Origin of the sequence: Halosimplex rarum, assembly GCF_047715405.1 — an archaeon.
Taxonomy (GTDB): Archaea; Halobacteriota; Halobacteria; order Halobacteriales; family Haloarculaceae; genus Halosimplex; species Halosimplex rarum.
The window spans coordinates 2,622,167-2,646,986 of the sequence record NZ_CP180412.1 but is presented as its reverse complement, the minus strand read 5'-3'; the positions used below and the strand labels follow the sequence as shown (position 1 = coordinate 2,646,986).

Here is a 24,820-nt window from a genome sequence, read left to right as displayed (position 1 = left end):
GATCAGATATGGACTCCTTAAGGAAAGTGAGTGCGGGAGGAACCGGTGACAGACGGGATCACTGGCGGCGGGGCGAGACTGGAGGCGGCGGGCGCGTCCGTCGAAGTGGTCACGCCCGCCGGAAGGGACAGAGTGCGACACTTTAAATCGCGGAGCGCACTACCACGCGAGTAATGGACGTCGCGGACATCCCGGGCGTGCCCGACTGGTTGCCCGACCACCTGCGCGCCGACGGCATCGAGTCGCTGTACCCGCCGCAGGCCGAGGCGGTCGACGCCGGCGTGACGCGGGGCGAGAACCTCGTCGCCAGCGTCCCCACGGCCAGCGGGAAGACGCTCGTCGCCACGCTCGCCATGCTCTCCAGCGTCGAGCGCGGGGGCCGAAGCGCGCCGGACAGCGAGAACGACGAAGCCGCGAGCGGGCGCGGGGGGAAGGCACTCTATATCGTCCCTCTGCGCGCGCTCGCCAGCGAAAAGCGCGAGGAGTTCGAACAGTTCGAGCAGTACGGTCTCGACGTCGGCGTCTCTACCGGTAACTACGAGTCCGAAGGCGGCTGGCTCGCGACCAAGGACATCGTCGTCGCCACCAGCGAGAAGGTCGACTCGCTGGTCAGGAACGACGCGCCGTGGCTGGAGGACCTCACCTGCGTCGTCTCCGACGAGGTCCACCTCGTCGACGACGGCCAGCGCGGCCCCACGCTGGAGGTTACGCTCGCCAAGTTGCGACAGCTCAACCCCGACCTGCAGACCGTCGCGCTCTCGGCGACCATCGGCAACGCCGAGGCGCTCGCCGAGTGGCTCGACGCCGCCCTGGTCGACTCGGACTGGCGGCCCATCGAACTCAAGAAGGGCGTCCACTACGGGCAGGCGCTCCATCTCGAAGACGGGAGCCAGAGCGAGTTATCGGTCCGCAACTCGGAGAAACCGACCGCGGCCATCGTCCGCGACACGCTCGAAGACGAGGGATCGACGCTCGTGTTCGTCAACTCGCGGCGCAACGCCGAGGCCGCTGCGGGACGGCTCGCCTCGACGGTCGAACCGCACCTCACACCGGACGAGAAGGCGCAGCTCGCCGACGTGGCCGACGAGATCCGCGACGTGAGCGACACGGACACGAGCGACGACCTGGCCGACGCCGTCGAGGGCGGCGCCGCCTTCCACCACGCCGGCCTCGCGAGCGGCCACCGCTCGCTGGTCGAGGACGCCTTCCGCGATAGGTTAGTGAAGGTGGTCTCCGCCACTCCCACGCTCGCCGCCGGCGTGAACACCCCTTCGCGGCGCGTCGTCGTCCGCGACTGGCGCCGCTACGACGGGACCGCCGGCGGGATGCAGCCGCTCTCTGTGCTCGAAGTCCACCAGATGATGGGCCGCGCCGGCCGCCCGGGGCTGGACCCCTACGGCGAAGCCCTCTTGATCGCCAACAGCCACGACGAACTCGACGAACTGTTCGAGCGGTACGTCTGGGCCGACCCCGAGCCCGTCCAGTCGAAACTCGCCGCCGAGCCCGCGCTGCGCACCCACATCCTCGCCACCGTCGCCTCCGGGTTCGCAAACTCCCGCGAGGGACTGCTGGAGTTCCTCGAACAGACGCTGTACGCCTCCCAGACGACCGAGCGGGGGCGCCTGGAGCGCGTGATGGACGACATGATCGAGTACCTGGAGGTGAACGAGTTCATGGAGCACGAGGCGGGCGGTGGACTGACCGCCACCTCGCTCGGCCACACCGTTTCGCGGCTCTACCTCGACCCGATGAGCGCCGCGGAGATCATCGACGGCCTGCGCGCGTGGAAACGCGGCGACGGCCGGGCGCGCTCGGAGTCGGAGCCGACATCGACGCTAGCGCCGGACGCCGGCGCCGACCCTGACGCGGAGCCGTCGGGGTTCACGACCGCGAGCGACTTGGCCGATGACGCCGATCAAGACGAGCAGGCCGAGCGCCCGGACCCCACCGCCATGGGCCTCTACCACCTCGTCGCGCGTACCCCGGACATGTACGAGCTCTACCTGCGCTCGGGCGACGAGGAGGAGTACCAGATGCTCGCCTTCGAGCGCGAGGAGGAGTTCCTCGGGTCGATGCCGAGCGAGTTCGACCCCGCCTTCGAGGACTGGCTCTCGGCGCTGAAGACCGCCCGCCTGCTCGAAGACTGGGCCAGCGAGGTCGACGAGGACGAGATAACCGACCGCTACGGCGTCGGCCCCGGCGACGTCCGCGGCAAGGTCGAGACCGCCCAGTGGCTGCTCGGCGCCGCCGAGTCGCTCGCGGGCGAACTGGGGCTCGGGCTCGCGCCCGCCATCCGCGAGGCGCGCGTCCGCGCCGAACACGGCGTCCGCGAGGAGCTAACCGACCTCGCTGGGGTCCGCGGCGTCGGCCGCAAGCGTGCCCGCCGGCTCTACCAGGCGGGCATCGAGGACCGCGCCGACCTGCGCGAGGCCGACAAATCGGTCGTCCTCGGCGCGCTGCGCGGCCGCGAGCGCACGGCTGAGACCGTTTTGGAGAACGCCGGCCACCGTGACCCCTCGATGGAGGGCGTCGACCCCGACGCGAGCGCCCGTCCGGACGAGGACGGCGACGCCGACGGCGGCAGCGAGGGCGCGGCAGAGCCGGACGACGAGGAAGACCAGTCCAGCCTGGGTGACTTCTGATGGCCGGAGGGAGCGCCTGATGGAACTGGTCGAGGCCGTCGCGACGGTCGCCGACCTGGACGGGTTCGTCGCGCGACTCGGGGAGATCGGCGACGAGCACGGCGTCACGGTCCAGGCGTTCGACGCGCGGTACGTGGTCGATCGGGCGCATCTGGAACGCTCGGTCGAACTCGCCAACCGGGCCATCGACCGCGGCGAGAACGTCGCCCGGGAGCGCAGCGTCGAGATCCTGCTGTACGCCGCCGGGACGCGCCAGATCGACCGCGCGCTCGAACTCGGCGTCAGCGAGGGCGAGTGCCCGACCGTGGTCCTTGTCGACGCGGGAGACGGGGCGGTCGGCGACGCCGAAGACCGGGCTGCGGTGGCCGTTCGCGACCTCGACGGGCCGGCGACGCTGGACCCTGCCGAGACGCTCGGGGAGTACGACGGCGACCGCGTCCGCGAGTTCTTCGACGTGGGCGACGCGGAACTCCGCGCGGTCGATGGGACGCTCGCCGATATCGTCCGCGAGCGCGTCGCGCTCCTCGACGTCGAGAAGTAGGGCGCCGGCCCGTTTCGGACGACCCCGTTACCGAGTGGCCGGTTCCCGGGCGGTGAGAACCGGCGCCACCAGTTTACGTCCGTGAGCCGAACGTTCGAGTATGTACGAGGACATCCTCGTTCCGACGGACGGAAGTGCGGGCGCCAGCAGGGCCCTCGACGAGGCGGTCGACATCGCCGCCGAGTTCGATGCGACGGTCCACTCGCTGTACGTCGTCGACGTGTCGGCGGTCGGTCCCGAGACCGGGACCGTCGACCTCGTCGAGTCGTTCGAGCAGATGGGCGAGAACACTACCGACGCGGCCGTGACCCGGGCGCGCGACGCCGGCGTCGACGCCGTCGGCTCGGTCACGACCGGGACGCCCCACCGCTCGATCCTGGATTACGTCGACGAGGAGGGGATCGACCTCGTCGTGATGGGCACGCACGGGCGGACCGGGCTGGAGCGATACCTCCTCGGGAGCGTCACGGAGAAAGTCGTTCGCACGGCCGAGGTGCCGGTGTTGACGATCCGCGCGAGCGAGGACGAAACCGAGGAATAACGCGGATGTGACCGCTGGGTAGCGGGGACGAGACCGATGGGTAGCGCGGTGTAGCCGAGCGACGCATCGACCCGAGGAACTCCTCAGTGTCTCTCGTTTTCGCTCTCGTTCTCGTTTCCGTTCCCGTCGGCGGTGAGCGCCCCGTGCTCGTCGATCTCGCCGCCGACGAGCCGAGTCGAGGAGATCCGTTCGCCGTCCGCGGCGCGGACGAACGGGACGACGAATCCCTCCATCGGGTCGAGCCCGCGTCGGGCGCGCTCGTCGTTGATGTCGGCCAGTTCGCCCGCCGTCTCCGGGGAGACGACCAGCGCGTCGAGCGACGGGTCCGTCGACGCGATGCCGTGTTCGTCGTGGAGTTCCCGGATCTCGACCTCGCGGCCCCACTCGTCGAGCGTCTCGATCTCCTCGCGGATCCGCTCGCGACGGTCCGCGAAGTCGGGGACCGGCCGCTCGCGCTTCCCGCGGGCGAACTCGTCGCTGGTCAGCGCGACGAGGACGCCCTCGTCGCCGCGTTCGAGCGCTTTCCTGAACAGGGCGCGGTGTCCGTCGTGGATCGGGCCGAAGGTGCCGGCGACTGCGACGCGCATACCTACCCGTGGCGTCCCCGGGAGAAGTGTCTCACGGCATCGGAACCGGGACACGGGCCTCGCCCGTAGCGGTCACCGACGGACGACGGTACCTGGCGCGACGACGCTCTCGGCGACCCGTTCGAGTTCGCGACGGACGCGTCCCGGCCGGCGCCGACCGGCGAGGACGACCGCGTCGGCGTCGATATCGACGGCGTAGGCCGGCAGTTCCTCGTTCGGGCGGCCGTGGCAACGGCGCGTGCGAACGGGGACGCCGCGCTCGCGACCCCGTGTGTCGACGATCGCCAGCAGGTCGTGGCCCGCGTCCTCGGCCTCGTCGACGAGGATTTCGCCGCTGCTCAGCGCCGGCTCCCCGTACCGGCTCGTGTCGACGACGTACAGCGCGTGGACGACGCCCCCGCTGCGTGCCGCCAGGTCGAGCGCGTGGTCGACCGCTACCCAGGTCGCGTCTCCCCCTTTCGCCGCGCTCTCGTCCAGCGAGAGCAGGATTCGATCGGTCATAGTCCTCGTGCGGACCGAGGCGGATCGGCGGTAAATAGGTGCGCGACGGTTCGACCGCTCCCGGCAGCGGTAGCCCTCGGCATACGTCGGGAGTAGGCTTAACCTGTCCACTCGGGTAGTTCGCGTATGGCGACGCTCGACGATCCGGTCTCCGTCGGCGGGGTCGACGTTCCCAACCGCCTCTACCGAGCGCCGCTGCTCGAATGCGCCGGCAACGGCCCCGACGCCGTCGATACGTTCATCGACGAGCTCGGACCGACAGCGGCGTCGGGCGTCGGGCTCATCTTCCAGGGCGCCAGCGTCGTCACGGCCGAGAGCGGCTGTGCGGCGCCGAACATGACCCGATTCCACGACCCCGAGTTCGTCGCGCGCTGCTCGCGGCTGACCGACGCCGTCCACGACCACGGCGGCCGCATCTTCGTCCAGCTGGCCCACGGCGGCCTGCGGAGCATGGCCGTCTGGCACGCCGGCCACCGCGCACGCAACCCGGACCACGAGGAACTCGCGGTCTCCCGGCCCCCTCCGCAACTGCGCGCGCTCGACCGACTGGGGCTCGTCGACTTCGAGCCGAGAGTCATGTCCACGGCGGAGGTGTACGACCTCGCCGAGCAGTTCGGGAGGGCCGCGGGCTACGCGGCCGACGCCGGATACGACGGGATCCACCTCTCCGGTGCGAACATGGGCGTCGTCCAGCAGTTCCTCTCGCCGTTCTACAACCGCCGCGACGACGAGTTCGGCGACGGGCCCGGCGAACCGCCGGGTAGCGGCGGTGTGCGCTTTCTGGAAGCGGTCCACGACGCCGTTCGGGACCACGCCGGCGACGTACCGCTGGCGACGAAAGTGCCGGCCGAGACCGCCGCCCCGCGGTTCGTCCGCCGTCGGCTCTCGCGCGACGACGCGGTCGGGATCTGCGAACGGGTGGCCGATATTGGATACGACGCCGTGGTCCCGGTCGCGGTCTCGACGTTCTGGGACATGAGCGTCGTCAGGGGCGCCTACCCGGACCGTGCGTGGGCGGCCGCGGACCTGCAGCGCGACTACGCCGCGGCGTTCGGTGGCCCGCTGCACGCGAAAGCCGTCGCGGCGCTGAACCGGCTCCAGAGTCGCCGCTTCCCCCGCGAACCCGGCTGGAACGCCGACCTCTGTCGTCGAGTTCGGCGGCGCGTCGACGTACCCGTCCTCTGCGAAGGCGGGATTCGCGAGCGCGAGACGTGTGACGAGCTGCTGGGCGCCTCCGGCGGCGAACCGGCCTGCGACCTCGTCGGGATGGGTCGGCCCTTCTACGCCGAACCGCGACTGGGTGCGCGACTGCTCGGAGAGAGCGGGCGGCGCGGGAACTCGGGGGCGCTCTGTGCCAGTTGCAACAACTGCACCGTCCCGCAGGTGACCGGCGCACCGGGGACCTGTCGAACTCCTTCGGTCGTTCGCGAGCGCGCTCGGCTGGACGGAGCGGGCGTCTACGACCGGGGGGCGAACGAAGGGTCGGAAAGCGGTCGGTGACGGCGATCCCGGCCGGTGTGTAGGTCCGGTCCGTTCGAACCGCGGTGAACCGTCTCGCAGCGGCGACAGCGACGGCGCTCACGGGTCGGCGGCAAACGGGTCGAACACGGACAGAAGGTCCTCAGTCGTCGTCGGGGAGTTCGTCGACGAGGACGACGGCTTCGCCGTCGATGATGGTTGTGCCATCGTCGACGACGCGGGTGGTGAGGCGGTACTGGTCGTCGCCGAGGTCCTCGACGATCTCGCACTCGGCGGTGAGGCGGTCGCCCAGACGGACGGGGTTGTGGAACTCGAGATCCTGGGAGAGGTAGATAGTCAGGCCGGGCAGGCGGGCGAGGCCGGCGCTGATCAGGCCGCCCACGAGCGTCCCGTGGGCGATGCGGCCCTTGAAGCGGGTCTTGCTCGCGAACTCGTCGTCGAGGTGGAGCGGGTTGGTGTCGCCGCTGGCGGCGGCGAAGGACTTGACGTCCCGGTCGGAGATCGTCTTGGTGAATTCGACGCGGTCGCCGACGCCGAGGCGTCCGCGGTCGTGTTCCGTCAACTCGACGTGCCACTCGGGCAGGTCTTCGTCGGCCTCGATCCGGTCGACGGCGTCCACTCCGTCCTCCTCCGACGACGGGGAGACGCCGAACGCCGCGAACGCCGCCCGGTTGGCCGCGACCACGCTGTTGAACATGTGAGACGACGTCTGCGTCCACGTGTCAAGCAGCGCGTTTCGGTGCGGTTCAGAACTCATCGATACCCTCGTTTGGGTTTGATGCTATTAAAACGTAGTGGTACGTGGTCTCACGAAATCGGCCGAGAACGCGTCTCTGTGGCTTCCTGGTGGGATACGATGGTCTTACCACCCGGTGGTTTCCGCTCGCTCGGACTCGGTCGGTCACCGTCGATTCGCTCCGGCGCCGACGGAGCGGTAACGACCGATTACCGGCCGGTTCCCGTCCGGGTCTCCCCCGGATCCCGTTCTGTCCGGCTCTTCGGCTTCGATCAGTGGTGCCTACGTGGGCAATGTCTCGCCGGTGCGACCGGATCACTCCCTCTCTGGAGCGGTCGATATCGCGATGGTGTTCCATTGAGTGGTACACGATGGTATTGAATGGTATTCAGCGCAACCCTTATGTATCTGAGGGGTGTACCGACAGTTGACTGATGACCGACGAGAACGACGGTCCGGCGTGGCCGCCGACGATGTTCAGCGGGATGCAGGAGATGAGCGAGCAGGCGATGGAAACCCAACAGGAGTTCCTCAGTCAGATGATGCAGGCGGGCGCCGGCGGGCTGGACATGAACCAGCTCGGCGCGATGAGTCAGACGGCTACCTTCAAGACTCGCGTGCAGTCCGGCGGCCGGATCTCCATCCCCGACGCCGAGCGCGAGGCGCTCGACATCGAGGAGGGAGACATCGTCCAGACCGTCGTCATCCCGGTCAAGCGAAATCGAGAGTGATACACATGGCATACACGACCCCCATCACCACGGCGTTCGAGATGCAGCGCGCGACGATCGAGCAGAGCCAGAAGGCGCTGGAGCAGACCATCGACTTCCAGCAGACGGTCAACGAGGCCGTCGTCGACAGCTTCGACAGCCAGGAGTCGGCCCAGCGCCGCGGCGTCGAGCTGTCCCAGACGATGCTCCACAGCTACCTCGACGTCGTCGAGTCCTCGGTGCCCGGCGCGGCCGGCAGCGTCGACGAGGTCCGCGCGGCCGTCGACGAGCAGTACGACTTCCTGCTCGAGAACCACGCGGAGGTCTTCGAGACCGTCGCCGCAGAGTACGAGCAGGGCGCCGACGCCTACGACGAGCTGACCGCCGACTACGTCGAAGCGGTCGACGAGCAGGTCGCGATGCTGGTCGAGGCCCACGAGGAACTGGAGTCCCAGTCGGTCGACGTGGCCGAGCAGTGGGGCGACCAGCTCGAGACGCTTCAGGACCAGGTCGAAGACCTGCAGGACCAGGTCAGCGACGTCCAGGAGCGCGCCGCACAGGCCGTCGAGGCGTAGAACACGGTTTTTTCTTTCAGCATACACGAACACATACCATGAGTAACGCAAACGACGTGCAAGAGCAGTGGACCGAGATGGTCGAGGAGATGAACGACGCGGTCGCCGACTCCCTCGAACAGAACATGAAAGCCCAGGCCGCCTTCGTCGAGTCGTGGGCCGAGGCCGTCGAGGACTCGGTCCCCGAGGAGGACGCGATGGCCGAGGGGATCCAGGGGTACAACCGCGCCTACGAGGTGTGGATGGACGCCGCCGAGCAGATGTTCGAGCGGAGCACCGACGCCGCTCAGGGCGAGGACGTTGCCCCGGCGGAGTACCGGGACATCTGGCTGCAGTCGGCCAACGAGGCGTTCAAGGAGGTCATGTCGACCAGCGCCTTCGCCGCCGCGAACGGCCAGCTCGTCGAGCGCATGATGGAGATGCGCCGCGAGGCCGACGACGTGAGCCAGGACACCCTCTCCCAGATGGGGTTCTCGACTCGCGACGACATCGACGAGGTCGGCGAGCGACTCGTCGAACTCGAGCGACGCCAGCACGACGTCGAACAGAAGCTCGATCGCATCCTCGACCACCTGGAGGAGTAAGATGGCGAGCGAACGCGCGGACCCGTTCAACCCCATCTCGATGGCCCTGGACGCCCAGCGCACCGCGCTGGAGACGATGACCCAGGCGACCGAGAGCAACGCCGACCTCCCCGAGGCGCTGACGACCGTCGAGACCGTCGACGTCGGCCAGACGCCGAGCGAGGTCGTCTACCGAGAGAACAAGCTCGAACTCCTCCACTACAAGCCCGAGGAGACCGGCATCGAGCCCGAGGAGACCCACGACGTCCCCATCCTCATCGTCTACGCGCTGATCAACAAGCCGTACATCCTCGACCTCCAGCCTGAGCGGTCGGTGGTCCGACGCCTGCTCGAAGCGGGCCACGACGTCTACCTCATCGACTGGAACGAGCCCTCGCGGATGGACCAGCACCTGACGCTGGACGACTACGTCAACCGCTACATCGAGAACTGCGTCGACGAGGTGCGTGAGCGCTCCGGCCAGGACAAGATCAACATCCTCGGCTACTGCATGGGCGGCACGATGTCGGCCATGTACGCCGCGCTCCACCCCGAGAAGGTCAACGCCCTCGGCCTGATGGCCGCGGGGCTGTGCTTCCGGGGGACCGGCGGCGTCCTCGAACAGTGGGGCGCCGACGAGTACTACGACCCCGAGGAGGTCACCGACACGTTCGGCAACGTCCCCGCGGAGTTCCTCGACGTCGGGTTCGCGCTGATGGACCCGGTCGACAACTACGTCTCGAAGTACGTCCGCTTCTACGAGAACCTGGAGAACGAGGACTTCGTCGAGAACTTCGGTCGCATGGAGCGGTGGCTCTCCGAGGGCATCGACGTCGCCGGCGAGGCCTACGACCAGTTCCTCACCGACCTCTACCAGGAGAACAAGCTCTACAACAACGAGATGTACCTCGACGGGAAGCACGTGAACGTCGAGAACATCGACATGCCCGTCCTGCAGATCATGGGCGAGTACGACCACCTCATCCCCGCCGACGCCTCGAAGCCGTTCAACGAGGTCGTCGGCTCCGACGACGTGACCACCATCGAGTACGCGACCGGTCACATCGGCCTCTCGGTGTCCTCGTCGTCGCACGACGAGGTCTGGCCCGAGGTCTGCGAGTGGTACGCCGACCGTGCGCCCGCCGAGGACGACGAGGAGTCGGCCGAAGCCGCGGTCGAGGCCGTTGCGGCAGACGCCGAAGCGGCGGTCGAATCCGACGACGAGGCCGCCGCGGAGGAAGAGGCGTCCGCAGAGGACGAGCCGGACAGCCCCGACGTGGACACCGTCGCCGGGATCGGCCCGACCTACGCCGACCGCCTGCGCGACGCCGGCATCGCCACCGTCGCCGACCTCGTCGCCAGCGACCCCGCGGAGGTCGCCGACGTCACCGGCGCTCCCGTCGCCCGCGTCGAAGACTGGTTCGAGCAGGTCGAGTAAGGTCGCTCACTCTCGATTCCGCTTTCGCGTTTCCCGATGCTACTGCAACTCGGACAGCCGCGCGGCCGCGAACGGGACCCCCATCTCACGGGGGGTGAACCCGCCGTGGATGCCGGCGAAGTCCGCGACCTTCTCCATGCTCGGGTAGACGAGCGCCCGGTCGTCGTCCGTGACGATCACGTCGCCACAGCGCTCCCAGCCCGGCGCGTCGGCCGGACCGAACAGTTCCAGTTCGCGGGCGCGCTCGCGAGTGACGGCCGTGGCGCCGGCGGATTCGACCGCGTCGACGACCGCGCCCGTCTCGCCGCGCTCGACCGCGAGGTGGCAGGCTCGCGGGTCGCCGAACGGCGGGACCGCGTCGCCGCCGCGCCGCTGGAGCCGTTGGCCGATCCCCTCGACGTCGAGCACCCGGAGTGACCCAGCGGGTCCCGAATCGAGCGGGATCGCCCCGTGGTCGGCCGTCACGATCAGCAGCGTCTCCGCCGCGGTCTCGGCGTCGACGCCGTCGTACAGCGCCCGCGAGAGGTACCGCGTCACCCGGCCGAGCGCGTCGTGATACGCGCCGGAGTCCGGGCCGTACTCGTGGGTGAGCTCGTCGAGTACCGGCGTGTACCAGTACGTGTAGGACGGGCCGCGAGCGTCGGCGAGGGCCCGCCGGAGCGTCCGCGCGCCGTCGGCGGGGTCGTCGTAAGCCACCTGCGTCGCGCCGCGGAGGGTCGCCTCCGCGTACTCGGTGTCCAGCGTCTCGGCGGGCTGGACGACCCGCGTCTCGACGCCCTCCCGCTCCAGACGCGGGTACACCGGTTCGACGCGGATGCACTCGCCGGCCTCGACAGGGGGCTCGGTCGACGCCCCGGCGACGTCCGGGCGGACGTCGTGCTGGAACGGTCGGACGATGGTCTCCGCGCCGGGAAGCGCGGCGTCGCAGCCGAGGATGCCGTGTTCGGCCGGCGTCGCGCCGGTGTGGACGCTCGTGATCGCGGGGGCCGTCGACGCCGAGGCGACGGAGGTCAACGGCGCCACCGCGCCGCGCTCGTCGAGGCGGGACAGGAACCGATGGTCGTCGGCGTCGCGGCGCCACCGGTGCCAGCCGAGGCTGTCCAGCACCGCCACGACCACGTGGGATACCGCTGTCTCGATCCCCGACAGGGCGTCCGCCGGGAGCGCCCGGCCGACGTCGACGCCGAGCACGTCTCCCGCCGTCCCGGGCACGTTCGCGAAGCAGTATCCCTCGTAGTCTGGGACCACGAGCCCGTCTCGCGCCTGCCGTTCGAGGAGGGTCGCGGTCTCGCCGTGGCGAAGCATTAGCCTGTGTTACACATTTCGATTAAGTAAGCTTTCCGTATGGGTTACATTATCGCCGGGACCGGTTACAGCGGATCGATTTAGGTGGGTCGGGCCCCAGCCGTCGCTATGCGAGTCAGCGTCATCGGCGGCGGACGAGTCACCGACGAGGAGGCGACGACGGCCGAAACGCTCGGCCGCGAACTCGGCGACCGCGGGCACGAAGTGGTCTGTGGCGGGCTGGGCGGCGTGATGGAGGCGGTCTGTCGCGGCGCGAGCGAGGCGGGCGGCCACACTATCGGCATCCTGCCGACCGAGCGCCGCGCGGACGCGAACGAGCACGTCGACACCGCCATCGCGACCGGGATGGGCAACGCGCGGAACGTACTCGTCGTGATGAACGGCGACGCGGTGATCGCCGTCGACGGCGGGACGGGAACCCTCTCGGAACTCGGCCACGCGCTCGATTTCGGCAGACCCGTCGCGGGCCTGGGAACACACCGAATCGATGGCGTCGACGGCATCGACCACGTCGAGACACCGGAGGAGGCGGTCGAATCTGTCGAGCGGCGCGCGTGAGAGAAGCCCGCGCGCCGGGACCCGTGGGGCTTCGGTCGCTCAGGCGACATCGAGCGCGGCCAGCGCCTCGTCGACGGCGGCGGGCGTCGCCGCCGCGATGGTCTCGACGCCGACGTAGATGGCGAGTTCGTCCGCGATGTCCTCGACTTCGACCGGGTCGTCGTAGCGGCTCATATCTCGCTCGGCGTAGTCGAACCAGCCCGTCAGATCGGCGAGCACCGTCCGCCCGAGTCGCTCGTCGGCGCACGCTCCCAGCGCGTCCTCCATCGCGGTGACCGCCGCCTGGCGGATCGCCAGGACGTCCTCGACGTCCTCGACCGTCCGGTAGTCGCCGGCCTCGACGCGGTCGCGCACCGCCTCGAACGCGCCGATCGTCGCGAGACCGTCCACTCGGCCGAGGAAGGTCGTCGCTGCGCCGGTGTCCTGCGGTACTCGTACCTCGTACGGGAGGTCCGTGTGGAGGCTCCGGAGGGTCTCGCCGACCACGGTCCGCTCCAGGTCCCCTTCGAACTCGGCGAGCACGTCCGCGTCTTCCCCCGGCAGGTCGGCCAGCCGAGAGTCCATCGTCTCGGCGAGCGAGTCGTGCGCGGCGAGAACCCGCTCGCGGATCGAGGTCGGGTCCGAGAGCGAGTCGACGAACTGCTCGTAGACGTGACGAGCGTCGCCGAGCGCCGCCTCCGCCTCTTCCACCGTGCCGGCGTGCTCGCCCACGACGAGAGCGGTGGCGGGCTTATCCCCCGTGGACCGGAGCACGCCGTCGTCCTCGGCGTCCGTCAGCCACCGATCGACGACGTCGTGGACGATCACCGCGCGGACCGGGTCCGCGCCGACGAACTCGCGCCGCTCGCGGAAGGCCTCGAGGTCTGCCGCGTGTGACTCCCACGCCTCGCGCACGTCCGCGGCGGTGAGTTCGTCGCGCGTGTACGCCCAGGTCGCCGCGACGGTTCGCGCGGGTCCGCGAGCGTGTGCGAGAAGTTCGAGGCGCTCGCGAGTCGACGGGGTCTCGACCGCTTCCGCGAGGTGGGTCCGCGCGTGTTCGGCGTGGTTGTGCAGGTCGTCGCGCATCGAGCCGTTCGGCAGTTCGTCGGCGGTCAGTGGCAGGGGCGCCGCCGCGAGCAGCGAGTGCGCCCGTTCGCGCGACGCCGCGACGTGCGACTGCGTCACGTCGACCGGGAACGGTTCGGTGATCTGCGGGTAGTCGCGACCCGCGATATCGGCCACCTCGCCGCCGTCGACCTCGACCGGCCCCGACCCGAGGAACTTCGGGACACCACAGCCTGCGAGGAGGGCAGCGCCGCCGACGGCGAGCGCACCGCGTCGAGTCACGCGCGGCCCAACCGCGCCCTCGTGGCCGTCGCTCATCGGTCGCCCCCGTCGGTCTCCGCGGTGCCGGTCGGCGTAGGCGTTCCAGTCGCCGGCCCGGCCGCCGCTTCGGTCTCGGGTTCGCCCGTCGTCTCGGTCTCGGTTCCCGATGCGCCCGCGGCCATCGCGCCCGGTTCGCCGCGCTCGTCCGGCGAGGCGAAACACCCGCCGCTGCTGATGGCGGTCCCGCTGCCGGTGATCCGGTCGGGGTCCAGTGCGACGGGCAGGCGGACGACCGTCGCCCGCGCGTCGCGGGCGTCGGCCTCGCACCGGACGTCGTGGTCGCGGAGGTACCTGCCGTAGCGTGTCCCGACGTCGTCGTCGCTCCAGGTGACGTGACAGAGTTCGAGCCGGTAGCACGCGCGGACGGCATAGTTGTCGACGAGTATCGTCTCGGTCTCGAAGTCGGTCGCCGCGACGAACTCCCGGACCGCGTCGGGCGAGTCCGAGAGGTCGCTCCAGGTGGCGTCGTCGTCGACGGTGAACGTCTCCGCGACGGCGGCGTCGGCGATGAGACCGTCGCTGACGCGGTTCCCCTTCCTCGCGGTCTCCGCGTCGGTCGGGAGTTCGTCCGCGTCGTGGGCGAACCAGAGGAAGGGCTCGCTTCGATCCCGTCCCTCGGCGCGCAGGACGAGGTAGTCCGGGTCACTGGCGACCTGGTCGCCGCCCCGTCGGGGGACGGCGGGCGTGCCGCTCGGCGGGTTCTCGCGGCCGATGCCGGCTGTCGTGTCGTTACAGCCGGCTAGGCCGACAGTGAGGCCGGCGGCTGCCTGGAGGGCGCGGCGTCGCGTGAGCGGGGACATCTGACGTACTCACCGTCCGTTCCTGCGCGGTAAATATCTCGTGGCTCGGTCTGACCCGCCGGCCCCCAGCGCTGCCAGCGTCTCGTCGACGGCTGCGGGGACGGCGCGGGCCAGCGCGGCGAACTCGACGTAGTACCTGGCCCGGTCGCCCACGGCGGCTCGCTGGATAGCCGGTTCGCCCCACTCCCGGAGCGCCGCGTCGGTGCTCGCCAGCTTGGCGACCGGGAACGCCAGCAGTTCCCGCGCCAGCCGGCGGTCGGCGCTGGCTTCGAGCGCGTTCTCGATGCCGGTGACGGCCGCCGATCGTCGCTCCCGAAGCGCTGCGGCGCTGTCGACGGCGAACGACGAGTCGCTCGCGACTCGATCGCGCAGCGACAGGAAGGCGTCGACAGTCGCGATCCCCTCGTAGCGCGCGAGCACGTCCGACGCCGGGTCTGCCGTCGGGTCGCGGTCGGCGAAGTAGTGAGCGTGAGCGTGGAGCTTTCGGAGCGCGGACTCGACCGCACGGCCGACGCCGCTCGCGTCGGACCCGACCAGTTCCTCGGCGTCGTTCGCCTCCGTTCCCGGGAGGTCCGTGACCCGCCCGTCCAGCGTCGTCGTTAGCGACTCCCGGGCGTCGACGAAGCGCGGTCTCATCGAGCGCGAATCGGTCAGCGAGTCGGCGAATCGCTCGGCGAGGTGACGGGCGTCGGCCAGTCGCGCCCGCCCCATCGCGACCGCCGCGGCGCGCTGCCCGACGGCCAGTGCGTCGGGCAACTGCTCGGCCTCGGTGTCATCGGCCGTCGGCGCGTCCGACGACGCCGGCTCGTAGTCGTCCCACTCCGGCGTGGCGTCGTCGGCCGCGTCTTCGGTCAGCGACTCGACGATCGGGTGGACGAGCAGCGCCCGAACGGGGTCGTCGGGGTCGCCGACCAGGGTCCGGTCGTCGCGGAACGAGTCCACGTTGCGTTCGAGCGTTATCCCGCGCGAGCGCACCGCCTCGCGAGAGAGTTCGTCGGTCGCGAACGCCCACGTGCTCGCGGCGCGCTCGGCTGAGTACTGCGCGTAGCGGAGGCTGCCGAGCCGCTCCCGCGTCGTCGCGGCGTCGTCGGCCGCCGCCAGTTTCTCGCGAGCGCGTTCGACGCTGCGCCGAACCGGCGCCCGCGTCGTCTCGTCGAGGGTCCCCGCCGACGGGATCGGATCGGGGAGTTCGTCGAGCGTCGACCGGACCGCCCGTCGAGCGCCGTCGAAGTGCGACGGGGCGACGAGGACGGGAAACGGTTCGGGCACCTCCGGGAGCGGTCCCGAGACGGCCGTCTGGACCGCCGTCGCGTCGAACGGCGTCGTCTCCGCCTCCCCGCTGGCGCCGAAATCAGGACAGCCCGCGAGCGCCGTCGTCCCCGCGACCGCCAGCAACCGCCGTCGCGTCAGTCCGTCCATTGACAGGAGCGGCGAGGCGGTGCGGTAAAAGTCTCGTGGCCGACGGACGCGCGGCGGCGCCTCATTCGACGCCCAGCGCGGCCAGCGCCTCGTCGACGGCGGCGGGCGTCGCCGCGGCAATGACCTCGATCTGGACGTACAGGGCGATGTCCCTGTCCACCAGGTCGAGGCGGACCGAGTCGCCGCCGGTGTACCGCTCCACGTACCGGCCGACGTAGTCGAACCAGCCGACCGGCCCGGTCAACACGGCCCGGGCGAGGCGCTCGTCGGTGCCCTCTGCGAGCGCGTCCTCGACAGCTTCCGCCGCCGCCGACCGGATCGCCTGCACGTCCTCGGCGCTCTGGACCGTATGGTACTCGTCGGCCTCGATCCGGTTGCGGAGCGCCTCGAAGGCGCGAACCCGGGCGAGTGATTCGGTGGCTTCGACGACGCTGCCGGCCGGCCGGTCGGTCGACGTCCGGCGGCTCTCGCGGTGGAGATCACCGTGGAGGTCGGCGAGAGCCTGGCCGGCGACCGTCCCCTCCGCGTCGCCGTCGACCATCGAACTCACGTCGGCGTTCGCGCCCGGCAGGTCGGCCAGCCGCGAGTCGACGGCGGACGCCAGCGAGTCGTGCGCGTCCGCGAACGTCGAACGCAGCGACCGCGGGTCCGTCAGCGACTCCCTGAATCGGTCGCCGACGTGCTCCGTGTCCGCGAGCGTCGCGCGGGCTCCCTCGACGGACCCGGCTCGCTCACCGACCACGAGCGCGTTGACGACCCCCTCGGCGTGGCGGTCGTCCGGTTCGATCGCGGTGCGAGCGCTCGCGCCCCACCCCTCGACGAGGTCGTGGACGAGCAGCGCCCGGACCGCGTCGTCGCCGACGTACGTCCAGTCCTCGCGGAACGCGTCGATCGCCTCGCGCGTCGAGCGGCGGGACGACCGCACGTCCGCCGCCGTCAGGTCGTCGTTCGCGACCGCCCAGATCCCCTCGGCGACGCGGGCCAACCCGCGGGCGTCGCCGAGCCGTTCGAGGCGATCGCGGACGCCCGGCGCCTCGATCGCCTCGGCGAGGCGGCTTCGCGCCCGCTCGGCGTGGTCGGCGACCTCCTCGCGCATCGCCCCGTTCGGCACCTCGTCGGCGGTGAGCGGGAGGGGGACCGCGTCGAGCGTCGCGTACGCTCGCTCTCTGGAGGCGGTCACGTGCGAGCCGGCGACCTCGACCGGGAACGGTCGGGAGACCGCCGGTGCCTCGCGGGAGGTCACGACCCGGAGTTCCGGGCCGTCGAGTTCCACCGGACCCGTCCCGAGTAGCTTCCCGGGGACGCCACAGCCCGCGAGCAGCGTCGCGCCGCCGAGCGCAAGGGCACCCCGTCGGGTCACGCGCGCCTCGGCCGGTGGCGCCTCGTCGCTCACCGCGTCCCCCCGTCACGGGACACGGCGTCTGCCGAGGTCTCCCCCGTGGCCTCCGAGTCCGTCACGGTCTCGGATTCTGCCGGGGTCCCCGAGCCGGTTGTCGTCCCGGGGTGGGTGACGGGCGGCGTCGGCCGTCCGCGCTCGCCGGGCGGTGGGAAACAGTGCCCGTTCCCGACCCCGGTTCCGCCGTGTTCGTACCGTTCCGGGTCGAGGGAAGTCGGGATCCGGACGAACGTGAGGTGTCCGTCGCGCGCGTCTGCCTCGCAGGACACGTCGTGGTCGCGGAGGAATCGGCCGTAGCGGGTCTCGACCTCGCGGTCGGCCCAGCTGACGTAGCACAGGATGAGCCGGTAACACTCGTACGTCAGTTGCCGGTCGAGGAGCAGCGTCTCCCGGTCGAAGTCCGTCTCGGCGACGAACTCCCGGACCGCACCGGGGGAGTCGGATATCTCGGTCTCGGCGACGGCGTCTTCATCGATGGTGAGCGTGTCGGCCGTCGCGCGGTCGGCGACGAGCCCGCGGAACAGCCGGTCGCCGCGCTCGACCGTCCCGCCGTCGGTCGGTCGCGCCTCGGGGTCGACGAACCAGGCGAACCGCTCGCCGAGTTCGTAGTCGCTCGCCCTGAGAGTCACGTATTCGGGGTCGAGCGCGACGTGGTCGTCGTCGGGGCGCCGACCGGCCGAGGGCGTCGGCGAACCACCACCGCCGCCGCCGGAGTCGTTACACCCGGCGAAACCGGCGGTGAGGCCGACAGCGGCCTGGAGGGCGCGGCGTCGCGTGAATGGGCGCATCGATACGAGATGTCATTTCGCCAGAAATATATATCTCATGGATAGGTCGGTGGGGTCGGCGTGTCGGGGGATTCAAATCGGCCTCGGCCGTATCGAGGGCCGATGGGAAACGCAGATCTGCGCGACCTGGCTGCGCTGGAGGACGTGCCGTTCGACGACCTGGCGGGGTCGGTCGTCGCCGTCGACGCCCACAACTGGCTGTACCGGTACCTGACGACGACGGTCCGGTGGACCAACGACGACATCTACACCACCGTCGACGGCGACGAGGTCGCCAACCTCGTCGGCATCGTCCAGGGCCTCCCGAAGTTCTTCGAGCACGACGTGACGCCCGTGTTCGTCTTCGACGGCGCCGTCGTCGACCTCAAGGACGACGAGGTCGAACAGCGCCGCGAAGAGCGCGAGAAGCGCGAGGAGCAACTGGAGACGGCCCGCGAAGAGGGCGACGGGATCGCGGTCGCACGCCTCGAATCGCAGACCCAGCGGCTCACTGACACCATCCTCACGACAACCCGCGAGATCCTCGAACTGCTCGACGTTCCCGTGATCGAGGCGCCCGCCGAGGGCGAAGCCCAGGCCGCCCACATGGCCCGCGAGGGGAGCGTCGACTACGTCGGGACGGAGGACTACGACGCGCTCCTGCTCGGCGCGCCGCTGACGCTCCGCCAGCTCACCAGCAAGGGCGACCCCGAACTGATGGACTTCGAGGCGACGCTGGACGAGCACGATCTGACGTGGGAGCAACTCGTCGACGCCGCCATCCTCATGGGCACTGACTTCAACGAGGGCGTCTCCGGGATCGGTCCCAAGACCGCCGTGAAGGCCGTCCGCGAGCACGGCGACATCTGGGGCGTCTTCGAGGCCCGCGACGTGTACGTCGACAACGCCGACCGCATCCGCGATCTCTTCTTGAACCCGGCGGTCACCGACGAGTACGACTTCGACCGCGAGATCGAGCCGGACATGGAGGCCGCTCGCGCGTACGTCTGCGAGGAGTGGGAGGTCGACCCCGACGAGGTCGAGCGCGGTTTCGAGCGCATCGAGCAGTCGGTCGTCCAGACCGGCCTCGACCGCTGGACCTGACCGACCCCGAACCGGAGCCGTCGGCCGGCCGCACGAACTGCGGCGCGCGTATGCAAGGCCGTCTGTCCGGCGTCCGCCCGCGAAAACGGTCGCTACTCTGCTGTGAGCCGGCTTACTCTGAGTAGGCCGACCTACCGAGCCGTACCGCGAGATTACCGGAAAAACGGTTTCCCGGGTTTATTCACGGAAAATCCTAAGTGTCGGCGGAGAAAACCATGACAGACGACTCCACAGACCGAGCAGCTACCGGTGAAACGAGCCGACGAACGTTCATGAAGTCCGGCGCGCTGGCGACCGGCGCGCTCGCGATCGGGACCGGTGCCGTCGTCAGCGGGACGGCCCAGGAAGGCGACGACGAGGAGGGCGACAGCCAGTCGGAGACCACTCCGTTCGCGTCGGTGCAGTTCAGCAATCAGGAGACCGGCGGGACCGACGTGGTCGTCGACCAGGCGACGTTCTCCGAGCCTGGCTACGTCGCGTTCCACGACCTGAGCCTCTTCCAGGGCGACGTGCTGGAGAGCGTCGTCGGCGTGACAGACCGGCTGGATGCGGGCGTCCACTACGAGACGGAGACGGAACTGTTCGACGTGCCCGGCGCCGACTTCGAGGAGGACAGTCTCGAGGGGATGGGCGCGCTCGTCGCGATGCCCCACGCCGAGACCGGCGACGACGAGACCTACGACTTCGTCGAGAGCGACGGCGAGGAGGACGGCCCCATCGCGGAGGCCGGCTTGCCAGTCGTCGATCTGGCGTTCGTCGGCGCGACCGGGGATGGCGAGGGTACCGCGACGGAGACGCCCGCCGGCACCGGCACGGAGACGCCCGCTGGCACCGATACGGACACGCCCGGCGGAAACGTCGGCGAGACCGCGACGGACACGGCCACCGACGAGGAAGCGATGCCCTTCGCGACCGTGGACTTCGAGAACCAGGTGCTCGACGGGGACACCGTCTCGGTCGGGGAGGCGGTGCTCTCCGAAGGCGGGTACGTCGCGCTCCACGACGCGCGTCTGGTAGAGGGGCAGACGCTCGAGAGCGTCGTCGGCGTCTCGGAGTACCTCGAACCGGGTCGCCACCGGATGATCGAGGTCACGCTCGACGACCCGGACGCGGTCGCCGAGGTCCCGTTCCCGCCGGCGCCGGTGAAGCCGCTCATCCCCATGCCGCACCTGGAGACGGACGACGACGAGACCTACGACTTCGTCACCAGCGAGGGCGCCGAGGACGGCCCCTACACCGAGATCGGCCAGGCGGTCGTCGACCTCGGGTTCGTGCTGCCGGAGAGCGAGGGGACGGCGACCGGCACGGCCGGCGCCGAGACCGAGACGCCGACCGACGACGGCGAGATGACCGACACCCCGACCGAGACCGAGACGCCGACTGACACCGACGAGTCCTGAGCGGTCGTCGCGGCCTCGGGATCGCCGTCGCGCCCGCCGCGGGCCGACCGGCGCCAGTCGGTCGCGGCGTGACCGCCTCCCAGAGATCGCTCAGACCGCGTCGGCCTCGTCAATCGTCGCATTCTCGGCGGCGGCGAGACGGAACCGGTCGACGAGGTCGTGCACGTCTTCGCCCATGGCGTTGAGGTGCTCGGCGGACTGGGCCACTTCGTCCATCGCGGTCGTCTGGTCGTCGAGGCCGACGGAGATCTGCTCGACGGAGGCGGCGATCTCCTCGGCCAGCGCGGTGTTGTCCTCGACGATGGAACTGACCCGTTCGGCGTTCTGAGCTTGCGTCTCGACGGCGCCGGTGATCTCCGTGACGCCCTGGCTGGTGGCGTCGACCCGCTCGCGGATAGCGGTGAGGCGCTCGCCGACCGTCTCGACGGCGTCGGCGCCCTCGTCGACCTGCCGGTTGGCCTCGTGGATGCTGTCGACCAGGTCGGCGGTCTGGGCCTGGACCCGCTCGATGATCCGGGTAATGTCCTCGGCGGAGTCCTGAGACTCCTCGGCGAGGGTCTTGACCTCCCCGGCGACGACCGCGAACCCCTCGCCGGCCTCGCCGGCGCGGGCGGCCTCGATGTTGGCGTTCAGCGCCAGCATGTTCGTCTGGTCGGCGATGTCGGCGATCATCTCGACGATGTCGTTGACCTCCTCCATCGACGCCTCCAGCGAGTCGATCCGGTCGGTCACGTCGGCGGTCGCGTCGGTCGCCTCGCGGATCTCGCCGACCGCCCGGTCGACTTCCCCGACGCCCTCTTCGGCCAGCTCCGAGGCCTCCTCGGACTGGGCGTCGATCTCCTGGACGGTCGCGGTGATCTCTTCGATGGACGCCGAGAGGTCGTCGACGGTGCCGTTCGCCTGCTCGGAGCGGCCGGCCAGGTCCTCGGCTCCGTCGGCCAGTTCGGCGCTGGAGGCGTCGATCTCCTCGATCGAACTGGTGACCTCCTCCGAGGAGGCCGCCAGCTGGTCGCTCGTCCCCGCGAGGTCGTCGGACTGTTCGGTCAGCGCATCGATCACCTGCCGGATGTTGTACACCGCGCGACCGAGATCGCCGTTCATCGCCTCGACCCTCTCGTGCATCGCCCGGACCGCCTCGAAGTCCGCCTCCGGTTCGGGGGTCGTCGGGTCGACCGTCAGGTCGCCCTCCGCGAGGCGGTCGAGCTTGTCCTGCAGGTCGTCCATGACCGTCTCCTGGTACCCCTCCAGTGCCCGCTTCCGTCGGCGCTCGCGCCGGCGCTCGGAGCTGTCGTCGTAGACGGCCATCGCGCCGACGCAACTCCCGTCGTCGTCGTACAGCAGCGTCACCGTCCGGCTGACCGGCGTCTCCTCGCCGTCGACGACGAGCGTCGCCTCGTCGTCCTGCACGTCGCGGCGCTCGGCCAGGGCCTCACCGACCACGTCCGACACGTCGGAGTCCCACAGTTCGTGGGGGTGTTCGCCGGTCGCCGCATCCTCGGCCGTCCCGAACAGGGACAGCGCCTGGCTGTTGACGTGTGAGATCTCGCCGTCGGTGTCGACCACGACGGTCGGTTCGGTCAGCCCGTTCAGGACGCTCTCGACCAGCGCCGCGGCCGACGAGTCGGTCCCGGTCTCGACGTCTCCGTCTCGTGATCGATCCGCGTCCGGTCCCGTCGGGTCGCGCTCGTCAGAGGGACTGCCGGTCTCGATGCGTGACGCCAGTAGCGACAACATACCTCGAAGTATGTGAATTATCCCCAATGAGCGTCGCTCCTATCGGGATTGGGTCGGCCCGGACCAACCCCAATGTGGATAGGGACCGTCCGGGGCAGCCAGTATCGGTCCTGAGAATCGGTCGAGCGGGTCACTCGTCGAGGAGGTCCGCGAGGAGGTTCGACTGGGCGCGCCGGAGGTGTTCGACGAAGGTCGGCTGGGAGACCGCGAGGTCGGCGGCGACCTCCTCCCCGGAACTCTCGCGGGGCCACTCGAAGAACCCGGCGTCGTAGGCGGCCAGCAGGGCCGCCCGCTGTCGGTCGGTGAGCGCGTCGAGCGGGCGGGGGTCCGGGTCGGCCGGGTCCGTCCGCTGGGCGAGGACCGTGACAGTTCCGTCGTCGCCGAGGCGCTCGACCAACTCGCGCACGTCCGTCGCGGCCGGGACGCGGGCGACCAGTCGGGCCGCCCCGTCCGAGAGATCGAGACGGACGAACCGCCCGCCGGCGTCGCGAAGCGCGGCCGCGACCGTGCGGCGAGCGGTCGTCAGTTCGAACCGCGTCGGTCCGCCGGACGCGACCACGCGACCGTCGGTGACGCCCGGCGCCGTCGCGAGCGCGTCCGCGAGAGTGTCGGCGTCGGCGTCGGTCCGGACGTAGAGGAGACAGGAGCCGTCGGCCGCCGGGACGGCGCGGGTGACGGTCACCGGCGCGCCGACCGCGTCGGCCAGCGGCCCGATAGGGTCGGGCCAGGGGTCGATGCGGACGACGAGTTCGACCTCGTCGCCGGCGCTCGCGGCCCGGCGTCGCTTGGCCTCGCCGGTCGCCTCCGCGACCATGTCCGCGAGTTCGGCCAGCACGGTCACCGTCTCCTCGTCGAACGCTTCCGGCGTGTCCGCACAGACCTCGATCACGCCCTGGGAGACCGCGTCGTGGACCAGCGGGAAGGCGGCCACCGACCGGAAGTCCCGCGACAGCGCCGCCCGCCGCCACGGCTCGTCGCGGAAATCGCTGCCGACGCGGTTGACCACCACCGGCTCGCGCGTCCGGGCTGCGCGCCGCATCGGCGTCTCCGCGTCGGCGTCGGCCGCCGCTTCGACCGCTTCGAAGTAGTCCTCGCCGCGGCCGGCCGTCGCCCGCAGCGCCACATCGCCGGGCCCGTCCGGGGCCGAGAGGCCGACCAGCGAAAATCGCTCGACTGCGGCCAGTCGCTCGCAGACGAGGTCGGTGATCTCCTCGGGGCTGTCGGCGCCCACCAGCGCGTGGCCGATCCGGCGGACCCGATCGTTGACCTCGACGAGCCGTTCGAGCCGGCGGTGCTGGCGGGACAGTTTGTCGTCGCGGTCGGCCAGTTCGCGCTTGCGGGCGACGTTGTCCAGGGCCGCCTCCGCGTTGGCCGCCAGCAGGTCGGCCAGTTCGACGGTCCGCTCGTCGAAGGCGCCGGTCGCCGTCGACCCCGCGAGCAAGATCCCGTGCTCGCCCAGCGGGACGAACAGCTCCGACCGGACCGCGGTCTCGGGGTTGTACACGTCCTCTGCGCCGCGTACGTCGTCGAAGATGGCGACCTCCCCTCGCATAAACACCTCCCAGGCGATCCCCTCGCCCGGACCGAATGTTGGAACCTTGTCGACCACTTCGTCGGCGCCGGCGTTCTGCGCGGCGGGCGCCAGTTCGTTGGCCGCCTCGTCGAACAGGAACGTCCCGACGACTTCGATATCGAGCAGGTCCGTCACCGCCTCGACCACCCGTTCGCAGATGGCCCGTTCGGAGTCCAGCGGGAGGAGTTCGCGGGTCACGTCGTGCAGCGCGGTCAGCGTCTCCTCGTGGCGGCGCTGTTCGGAGACGTCGCGGCCGACGCCGGCGAACCCGACGACTTCGCCGTCGTCGGCGATCGGCGCCCCGTTGAACTGGTAGGGGATCCGCTCGCCGTCGCCGGTCACGAGGTCCGCCTCCACCGGCTCCGGTTCGGTCCCGGGACCCAGATCCCGGATCGACCTCGCGACGCGGTCCCTGTCCGGTTCGGCGACGAACTCCAGGACGTCCATCCCCGCGATATCCGCGGTGTCGTACCCCGTCACCGCCTCCAACTCGTCGTTCCACTGGACGATGGTCCCGTCGGCCGAGAAGGCGTACAGCAGGTCCGTCACCGTCTCGAAGAGCGTCTCGGTGAACGCGCGTTCGGACCACCCCGGGCCGGCCGTCGTGGCACCGAACTCCACCGCGACGAGGCGGCCGACCAGTTCGACCACCGCTCGGGCGGGCGCGGCCGCCGCGTCGTCGTACTGGGCCGCGTCGGAGAAGTAGACGACGCCCGACCGGTCGTCGAGCGGCACTCTGGTCGCGACGAACCGGGTCTCGACGCCGGCGTCGCCATCCGGTCGCTCGACGGTCACTGGCGCGTCGGCTCGCGCCGCCGCCCGCACTGCGTCATCGAGCACGCTCGGCGTCGCGTCGTCGTCGGACACGGCAGTGTGGACCGCCCACCGGTCGCCGTCCACCCGGAGGAGTGCGCCGCCGCTCGCGTCCAGCGCCGTCCGTCCCAGCGCCAGCAGACTCGGGACTCGCCCCGCGCCGTCGTCGTCGTCGCTGTCCGAGGCGTCGGCCACCCCGCTCCCGTCCCGTGGAGCGTCTCGCATCCGTGTGTCTGTTGGACACCGACAACGTACCCCGGCATAAACGTCGTG

Annotated in this window: 22 protein-coding genes; 11 read left to right on the top strand and 11 right to left on the bottom strand. The window is 70.5% G+C overall.

Going from position 1 to position 24,820, the window contains the following annotated elements; all coding sequences use genetic code 11:
- Positions 1–173 precede the first annotated feature (173 nt).
- The 3 genes from ACMGFH_RS12725 to ACMGFH_RS12715 all read left to right on the top strand — a co-directional run bounded on the left by ACMGFH_RS12725 (position 174) and on the right by ACMGFH_RS12715 (position 3,724).
- Positions 174–2,642 carry an ATP-dependent DNA helicase gene (locus ACMGFH_RS12725; RefSeq protein WP_415378818.1) on the top strand — a complete coding sequence of 823 codons (2,469 nt, stop codon included), beginning with the start codon at positions 174–176 and terminating at the stop codon, positions 2,640–2,642.
- A 19-nt stretch (positions 2,643–2,661) separates the two neighbouring features.
- Positions 2,662–3,183: a KEOPS complex subunit Cgi121 gene (gene cgi121 / locus ACMGFH_RS12720; RefSeq protein ID WP_415378817.1), complete on the top strand. Its 522-nt coding sequence runs from the start codon at positions 2,662–2,664 to the stop codon at positions 3,181–3,183.
- A 100-nt stretch (positions 3,184–3,283) separates the two neighbouring features.
- The gene (locus ACMGFH_RS12715) at positions 3,284–3,724 is read left to right on the top strand and encodes a universal stress protein (RefSeq protein ID WP_415378816.1); all 441 of its coding nucleotides are present in this window, start codon (positions 3,284–3,286) and stop codon (positions 3,722–3,724) included.
- Between the two features lie 83 nt (positions 3,725–3,807).
- Here the strand turns inward: ACMGFH_RS12715 and ACMGFH_RS12710 are convergent, their stop codons facing one another.
- Positions 3,808–4,311, bottom strand: a complete 504-nt coding sequence (locus ACMGFH_RS12710) for a phosphopantetheine adenylyltransferase (protein ID WP_415378815.1) — start codon at positions 4,309–4,311, stop codon at positions 3,808–3,810.
- Positions 4,312–4,383: 72 nt separating this feature from the next.
- Positions 4,384–4,812, bottom strand: a complete 429-nt coding sequence (locus ACMGFH_RS12705) for a universal stress protein (protein WP_415378814.1) — start codon at positions 4,810–4,812, stop codon at positions 4,384–4,386.
- A 126-nt stretch (positions 4,813–4,938) separates the two neighbouring features.
- Between ACMGFH_RS12705 and ACMGFH_RS12700 the strand changes: the two genes are divergently transcribed.
- A complete protein-coding gene (locus tag ACMGFH_RS12700; RefSeq protein ID WP_415378813.1) occupies positions 4,939–6,312 on the top strand; it encodes an NADH:flavin oxidoreductase in 1,374 nt (457 codons plus the stop codon).
- Positions 6,313–6,433: 121 nt separating this feature from the next.
- Here ACMGFH_RS12700 and ACMGFH_RS12695 read toward each other — a convergent pair whose 3' ends face one another.
- Positions 6,434–6,988: a MaoC family dehydratase gene (locus ACMGFH_RS12695; RefSeq protein WP_415383245.1), complete on the bottom strand. Its 555-nt coding sequence runs from the start codon at positions 6,986–6,988 to the stop codon at positions 6,434–6,436.
- A gap of 473 nt (positions 6,989–7,461) precedes the next feature.
- Between ACMGFH_RS12695 and ACMGFH_RS12690 the strand changes: the two genes are divergently transcribed.
- The 4 genes from ACMGFH_RS12690 to phaC are packed head-to-tail and all read left to right on the top strand — an operon-like array spanning position 7,462 to position 10,313.
- Positions 7,462–7,758: an AbrB/MazE/SpoVT family DNA-binding domain-containing protein gene (locus ACMGFH_RS12690; RefSeq protein WP_415378812.1), complete on the top strand. Its 297-nt coding sequence runs from the start codon at positions 7,462–7,464 to the stop codon at positions 7,756–7,758.
- A 5-nt stretch (positions 7,759–7,763) separates the two neighbouring features.
- Positions 7,764–8,312: a hypothetical protein gene (locus ACMGFH_RS12685; protein ID WP_415378811.1), complete on the top strand. Its 549-nt coding sequence runs from the start codon at positions 7,764–7,766 to the stop codon at positions 8,310–8,312.
- Positions 8,313–8,350: 38 nt separating this feature from the next.
- Positions 8,351–8,896 (top strand): poly(R)-hydroxyalkanoic acid synthase subunit PhaE, encoded by a 546-nt coding sequence (locus ACMGFH_RS12680; protein ID WP_415378810.1) that lies wholly within the window; start codon positions 8,351–8,353, stop codon positions 8,894–8,896.
- Position 8,897: 1 nt separating this feature from the next.
- Positions 8,898–10,313 (top strand): class III poly(R)-hydroxyalkanoic acid synthase subunit PhaC, encoded by a 1,416-nt coding sequence (gene phaC / locus ACMGFH_RS12675; protein ID WP_415378809.1) that lies wholly within the window; start codon positions 8,898–8,900, stop codon positions 10,311–10,313.
- Between the two features lie 39 nt (positions 10,314–10,352).
- Here the strand turns inward: phaC and ACMGFH_RS12670 are convergent, their stop codons facing one another.
- The gene (locus ACMGFH_RS12670) at positions 10,353–11,618 is read right to left on the bottom strand and encodes an alkaline phosphatase family protein (RefSeq protein ID WP_415378808.1); all 1,266 of its coding nucleotides are present in this window, start codon (positions 11,616–11,618) and stop codon (positions 10,353–10,355) included.
- A 108-nt stretch (positions 11,619–11,726) separates the two neighbouring features.
- Here ACMGFH_RS12670 and ACMGFH_RS12665 point away from each other — a divergent pair, with 108 nt between their 5' ends.
- Positions 11,727–12,176 carry a TIGR00725 family protein gene (locus tag ACMGFH_RS12665; RefSeq protein WP_415378807.1) on the top strand — a complete coding sequence of 150 codons (450 nt, stop codon included), beginning with the start codon at positions 11,727–11,729 and terminating at the stop codon, positions 12,174–12,176.
- Positions 12,177–12,215: 39 nt separating this feature from the next.
- Here the strand turns inward: ACMGFH_RS12665 and ACMGFH_RS12660 are convergent, their stop codons facing one another.
- From ACMGFH_RS12660 to ACMGFH_RS12640, 5 genes are all read right to left on the bottom strand, one after another.
- A complete protein-coding gene (locus tag ACMGFH_RS12660) occupies positions 12,216–13,538 on the bottom strand; it encodes a hypothetical protein (RefSeq protein WP_415378806.1) in 1,323 nt (440 codons plus the stop codon).
- Positions 13,535–14,341 carry a hypothetical protein gene (locus tag ACMGFH_RS12655; protein ID WP_415378805.1) on the bottom strand — a complete coding sequence of 269 codons (807 nt, stop codon included), beginning with the start codon at positions 14,339–14,341 and terminating at the stop codon, positions 13,535–13,537. The genes ACMGFH_RS12660 and ACMGFH_RS12655 overlap by 4 nt, the downstream gene beginning before the upstream one ends.
- A 9-nt stretch (positions 14,342–14,350) precedes the next feature.
- Positions 14,351–15,760 (bottom strand): hypothetical protein, encoded by a 1,410-nt coding sequence (locus ACMGFH_RS12650; RefSeq protein WP_415378804.1) that lies wholly within the window; start codon positions 15,758–15,760, stop codon positions 14,351–14,353.
- Between the two features lie 61 nt (positions 15,761–15,821).
- Positions 15,822–17,153, bottom strand: coding sequence for a hypothetical protein (locus ACMGFH_RS12645; RefSeq protein ID WP_415378803.1), 1,332 nt, complete (start codon positions 17,151–17,153; stop codon positions 15,822–15,824).
- Positions 17,150–17,944 (bottom strand): hypothetical protein, encoded by a 795-nt coding sequence (locus ACMGFH_RS12640; protein ID WP_415378802.1) that lies wholly within the window; start codon positions 17,942–17,944, stop codon positions 17,150–17,152. Before ACMGFH_RS12640 ends, ACMGFH_RS12645 begins: the two co-directional genes overlap by 4 nt.
- A gap of 102 nt (positions 17,945–18,046) precedes the next feature.
- On the opposite strand from ACMGFH_RS12640, the gene fen reads away from it, so the two are divergent.
- Both fen and ACMGFH_RS12630 read left to right on the top strand, forming a co-directional pair.
- Complete coding sequence (gene fen, locus ACMGFH_RS12635; protein ID WP_415378801.1) at positions 18,047–19,027, top strand: flap endonuclease-1; 981 nt, start codon at positions 18,047–18,049, stop codon at positions 19,025–19,027.
- A 215-nt stretch (positions 19,028–19,242) separates the two neighbouring features.
- Positions 19,243–20,427, top strand: a complete 1,185-nt coding sequence (locus ACMGFH_RS12630; protein WP_415378800.1) for a twin-arginine translocation signal domain-containing protein — start codon at positions 19,243–19,245, stop codon at positions 20,425–20,427.
- Between the two features lie 90 nt (positions 20,428–20,517).
- Here the strand turns inward: ACMGFH_RS12630 and ACMGFH_RS12625 are convergent, their stop codons facing one another.
- Both ACMGFH_RS12625 and ACMGFH_RS12620 read right to left on the bottom strand, forming a co-directional pair.
- Entirely contained in the window at positions 20,518–22,161 is a 1,644-nt protein-coding gene (locus ACMGFH_RS12625; protein WP_415378799.1) for a methyl-accepting chemotaxis protein, read from the bottom strand.
- 130 nt (positions 22,162–22,291) lie between these two features.
- Complete coding sequence (locus ACMGFH_RS12620; protein WP_415378798.1) at positions 22,292–24,772, bottom strand: GAF domain-containing protein; 2,481 nt, start codon at positions 24,770–24,772, stop codon at positions 22,292–22,294.
- Between the last annotated feature and the right edge of the window lie 48 nt (positions 24,773–24,820).

Coding starts and splice junctions, on each gene's coding strand:
- ACMGFH_RS12725 (WP_415378818.1), top strand. CDS start 174: ATGGACGTCGCGGACATCCCGGGCGTGCCCGACTGGTTGCCCGACCAC.
- cgi121 (WP_415378817.1), top strand. CDS start 2,662: ATGGAACTGGTCGAGGCCGTCGCGACGGTCGCCGACCTGGACGGGTTC.
- ACMGFH_RS12715 (WP_415378816.1), top strand. CDS start 3,284: ATGTACGAGGACATCCTCGTTCCGACGGACGGAAGTGCGGGCGCCAGC.
- ACMGFH_RS12710 (WP_415378815.1), bottom strand. CDS start 4,311: ATGCGCGTCGCAGTCGCCGGCACCTTCGGCCCGATCCACGACGGACAC.
- ACMGFH_RS12705 (WP_415378814.1), bottom strand. CDS start 4,812: ATGACCGATCGAATCCTGCTCTCGCTGGACGAGAGCGCGGCGAAAGGG.
- ACMGFH_RS12700 (WP_415378813.1), top strand. CDS start 4,939: ATGGCGACGCTCGACGATCCGGTCTCCGTCGGCGGGGTCGACGTTCCC.
- ACMGFH_RS12695 (WP_415383245.1), bottom strand. CDS start 6,988: ATGTTCAACAGCGTGGTCGCGGCCAACCGGGCGGCGTTCGCGGCGTTC.
- ACMGFH_RS12690 (WP_415378812.1), top strand. CDS start 7,462: ATGACCGACGAGAACGACGGTCCGGCGTGGCCGCCGACGATGTTCAGC.
- ACMGFH_RS12685 (WP_415378811.1), top strand. CDS start 7,764: ATGGCATACACGACCCCCATCACCACGGCGTTCGAGATGCAGCGCGCG.
- ACMGFH_RS12680 (WP_415378810.1), top strand. CDS start 8,351: ATGAGTAACGCAAACGACGTGCAAGAGCAGTGGACCGAGATGGTCGAG.
- phaC (WP_415378809.1), top strand. CDS start 8,898: ATGGCGAGCGAACGCGCGGACCCGTTCAACCCCATCTCGATGGCCCTG.
- ACMGFH_RS12670 (WP_415378808.1), bottom strand. CDS start 11,618: ATGCTTCGCCACGGCGAGACCGCGACCCTCCTCGAACGGCAGGCGCGA.
- ACMGFH_RS12665 (WP_415378807.1), top strand. CDS start 11,727: ATGCGAGTCAGCGTCATCGGCGGCGGACGAGTCACCGACGAGGAGGCG.
- ACMGFH_RS12660 (WP_415378806.1), bottom strand. CDS start 13,538: ATGAGCGACGGCCACGAGGGCGCGGTTGGGCCGCGCGTGACTCGACGC.
- ACMGFH_RS12655 (WP_415378805.1), bottom strand. CDS start 14,341: ATGTCCCCGCTCACGCGACGCCGCGCCCTCCAGGCAGCCGCCGGCCTC.
- ACMGFH_RS12650 (WP_415378804.1), bottom strand. CDS start 15,760: ATGGACGGACTGACGCGACGGCGGTTGCTGGCGGTCGCGGGGACGACG.
- ACMGFH_RS12640 (WP_415378802.1), bottom strand. CDS start 17,944: ATGCGCCCATTCACGCGACGCCGCGCCCTCCAGGCCGCTGTCGGCCTC.
- fen (WP_415378801.1), top strand. CDS start 18,047: ATGGGAAACGCAGATCTGCGCGACCTGGCTGCGCTGGAGGACGTGCCG.
- ACMGFH_RS12630 (WP_415378800.1), top strand. CDS start 19,243: ATGACAGACGACTCCACAGACCGAGCAGCTACCGGTGAAACGAGCCGA.
- ACMGFH_RS12625 (WP_415378799.1), bottom strand. CDS start 22,161: ATGTTGTCGCTACTGGCGTCACGCATCGAGACCGGCAGTCCCTCTGAC.
- ACMGFH_RS12620 (WP_415378798.1), bottom strand. CDS start 24,772: ATGCGAGACGCTCCACGGGACGGGAGCGGGGTGGCCGACGCCTCGGAC.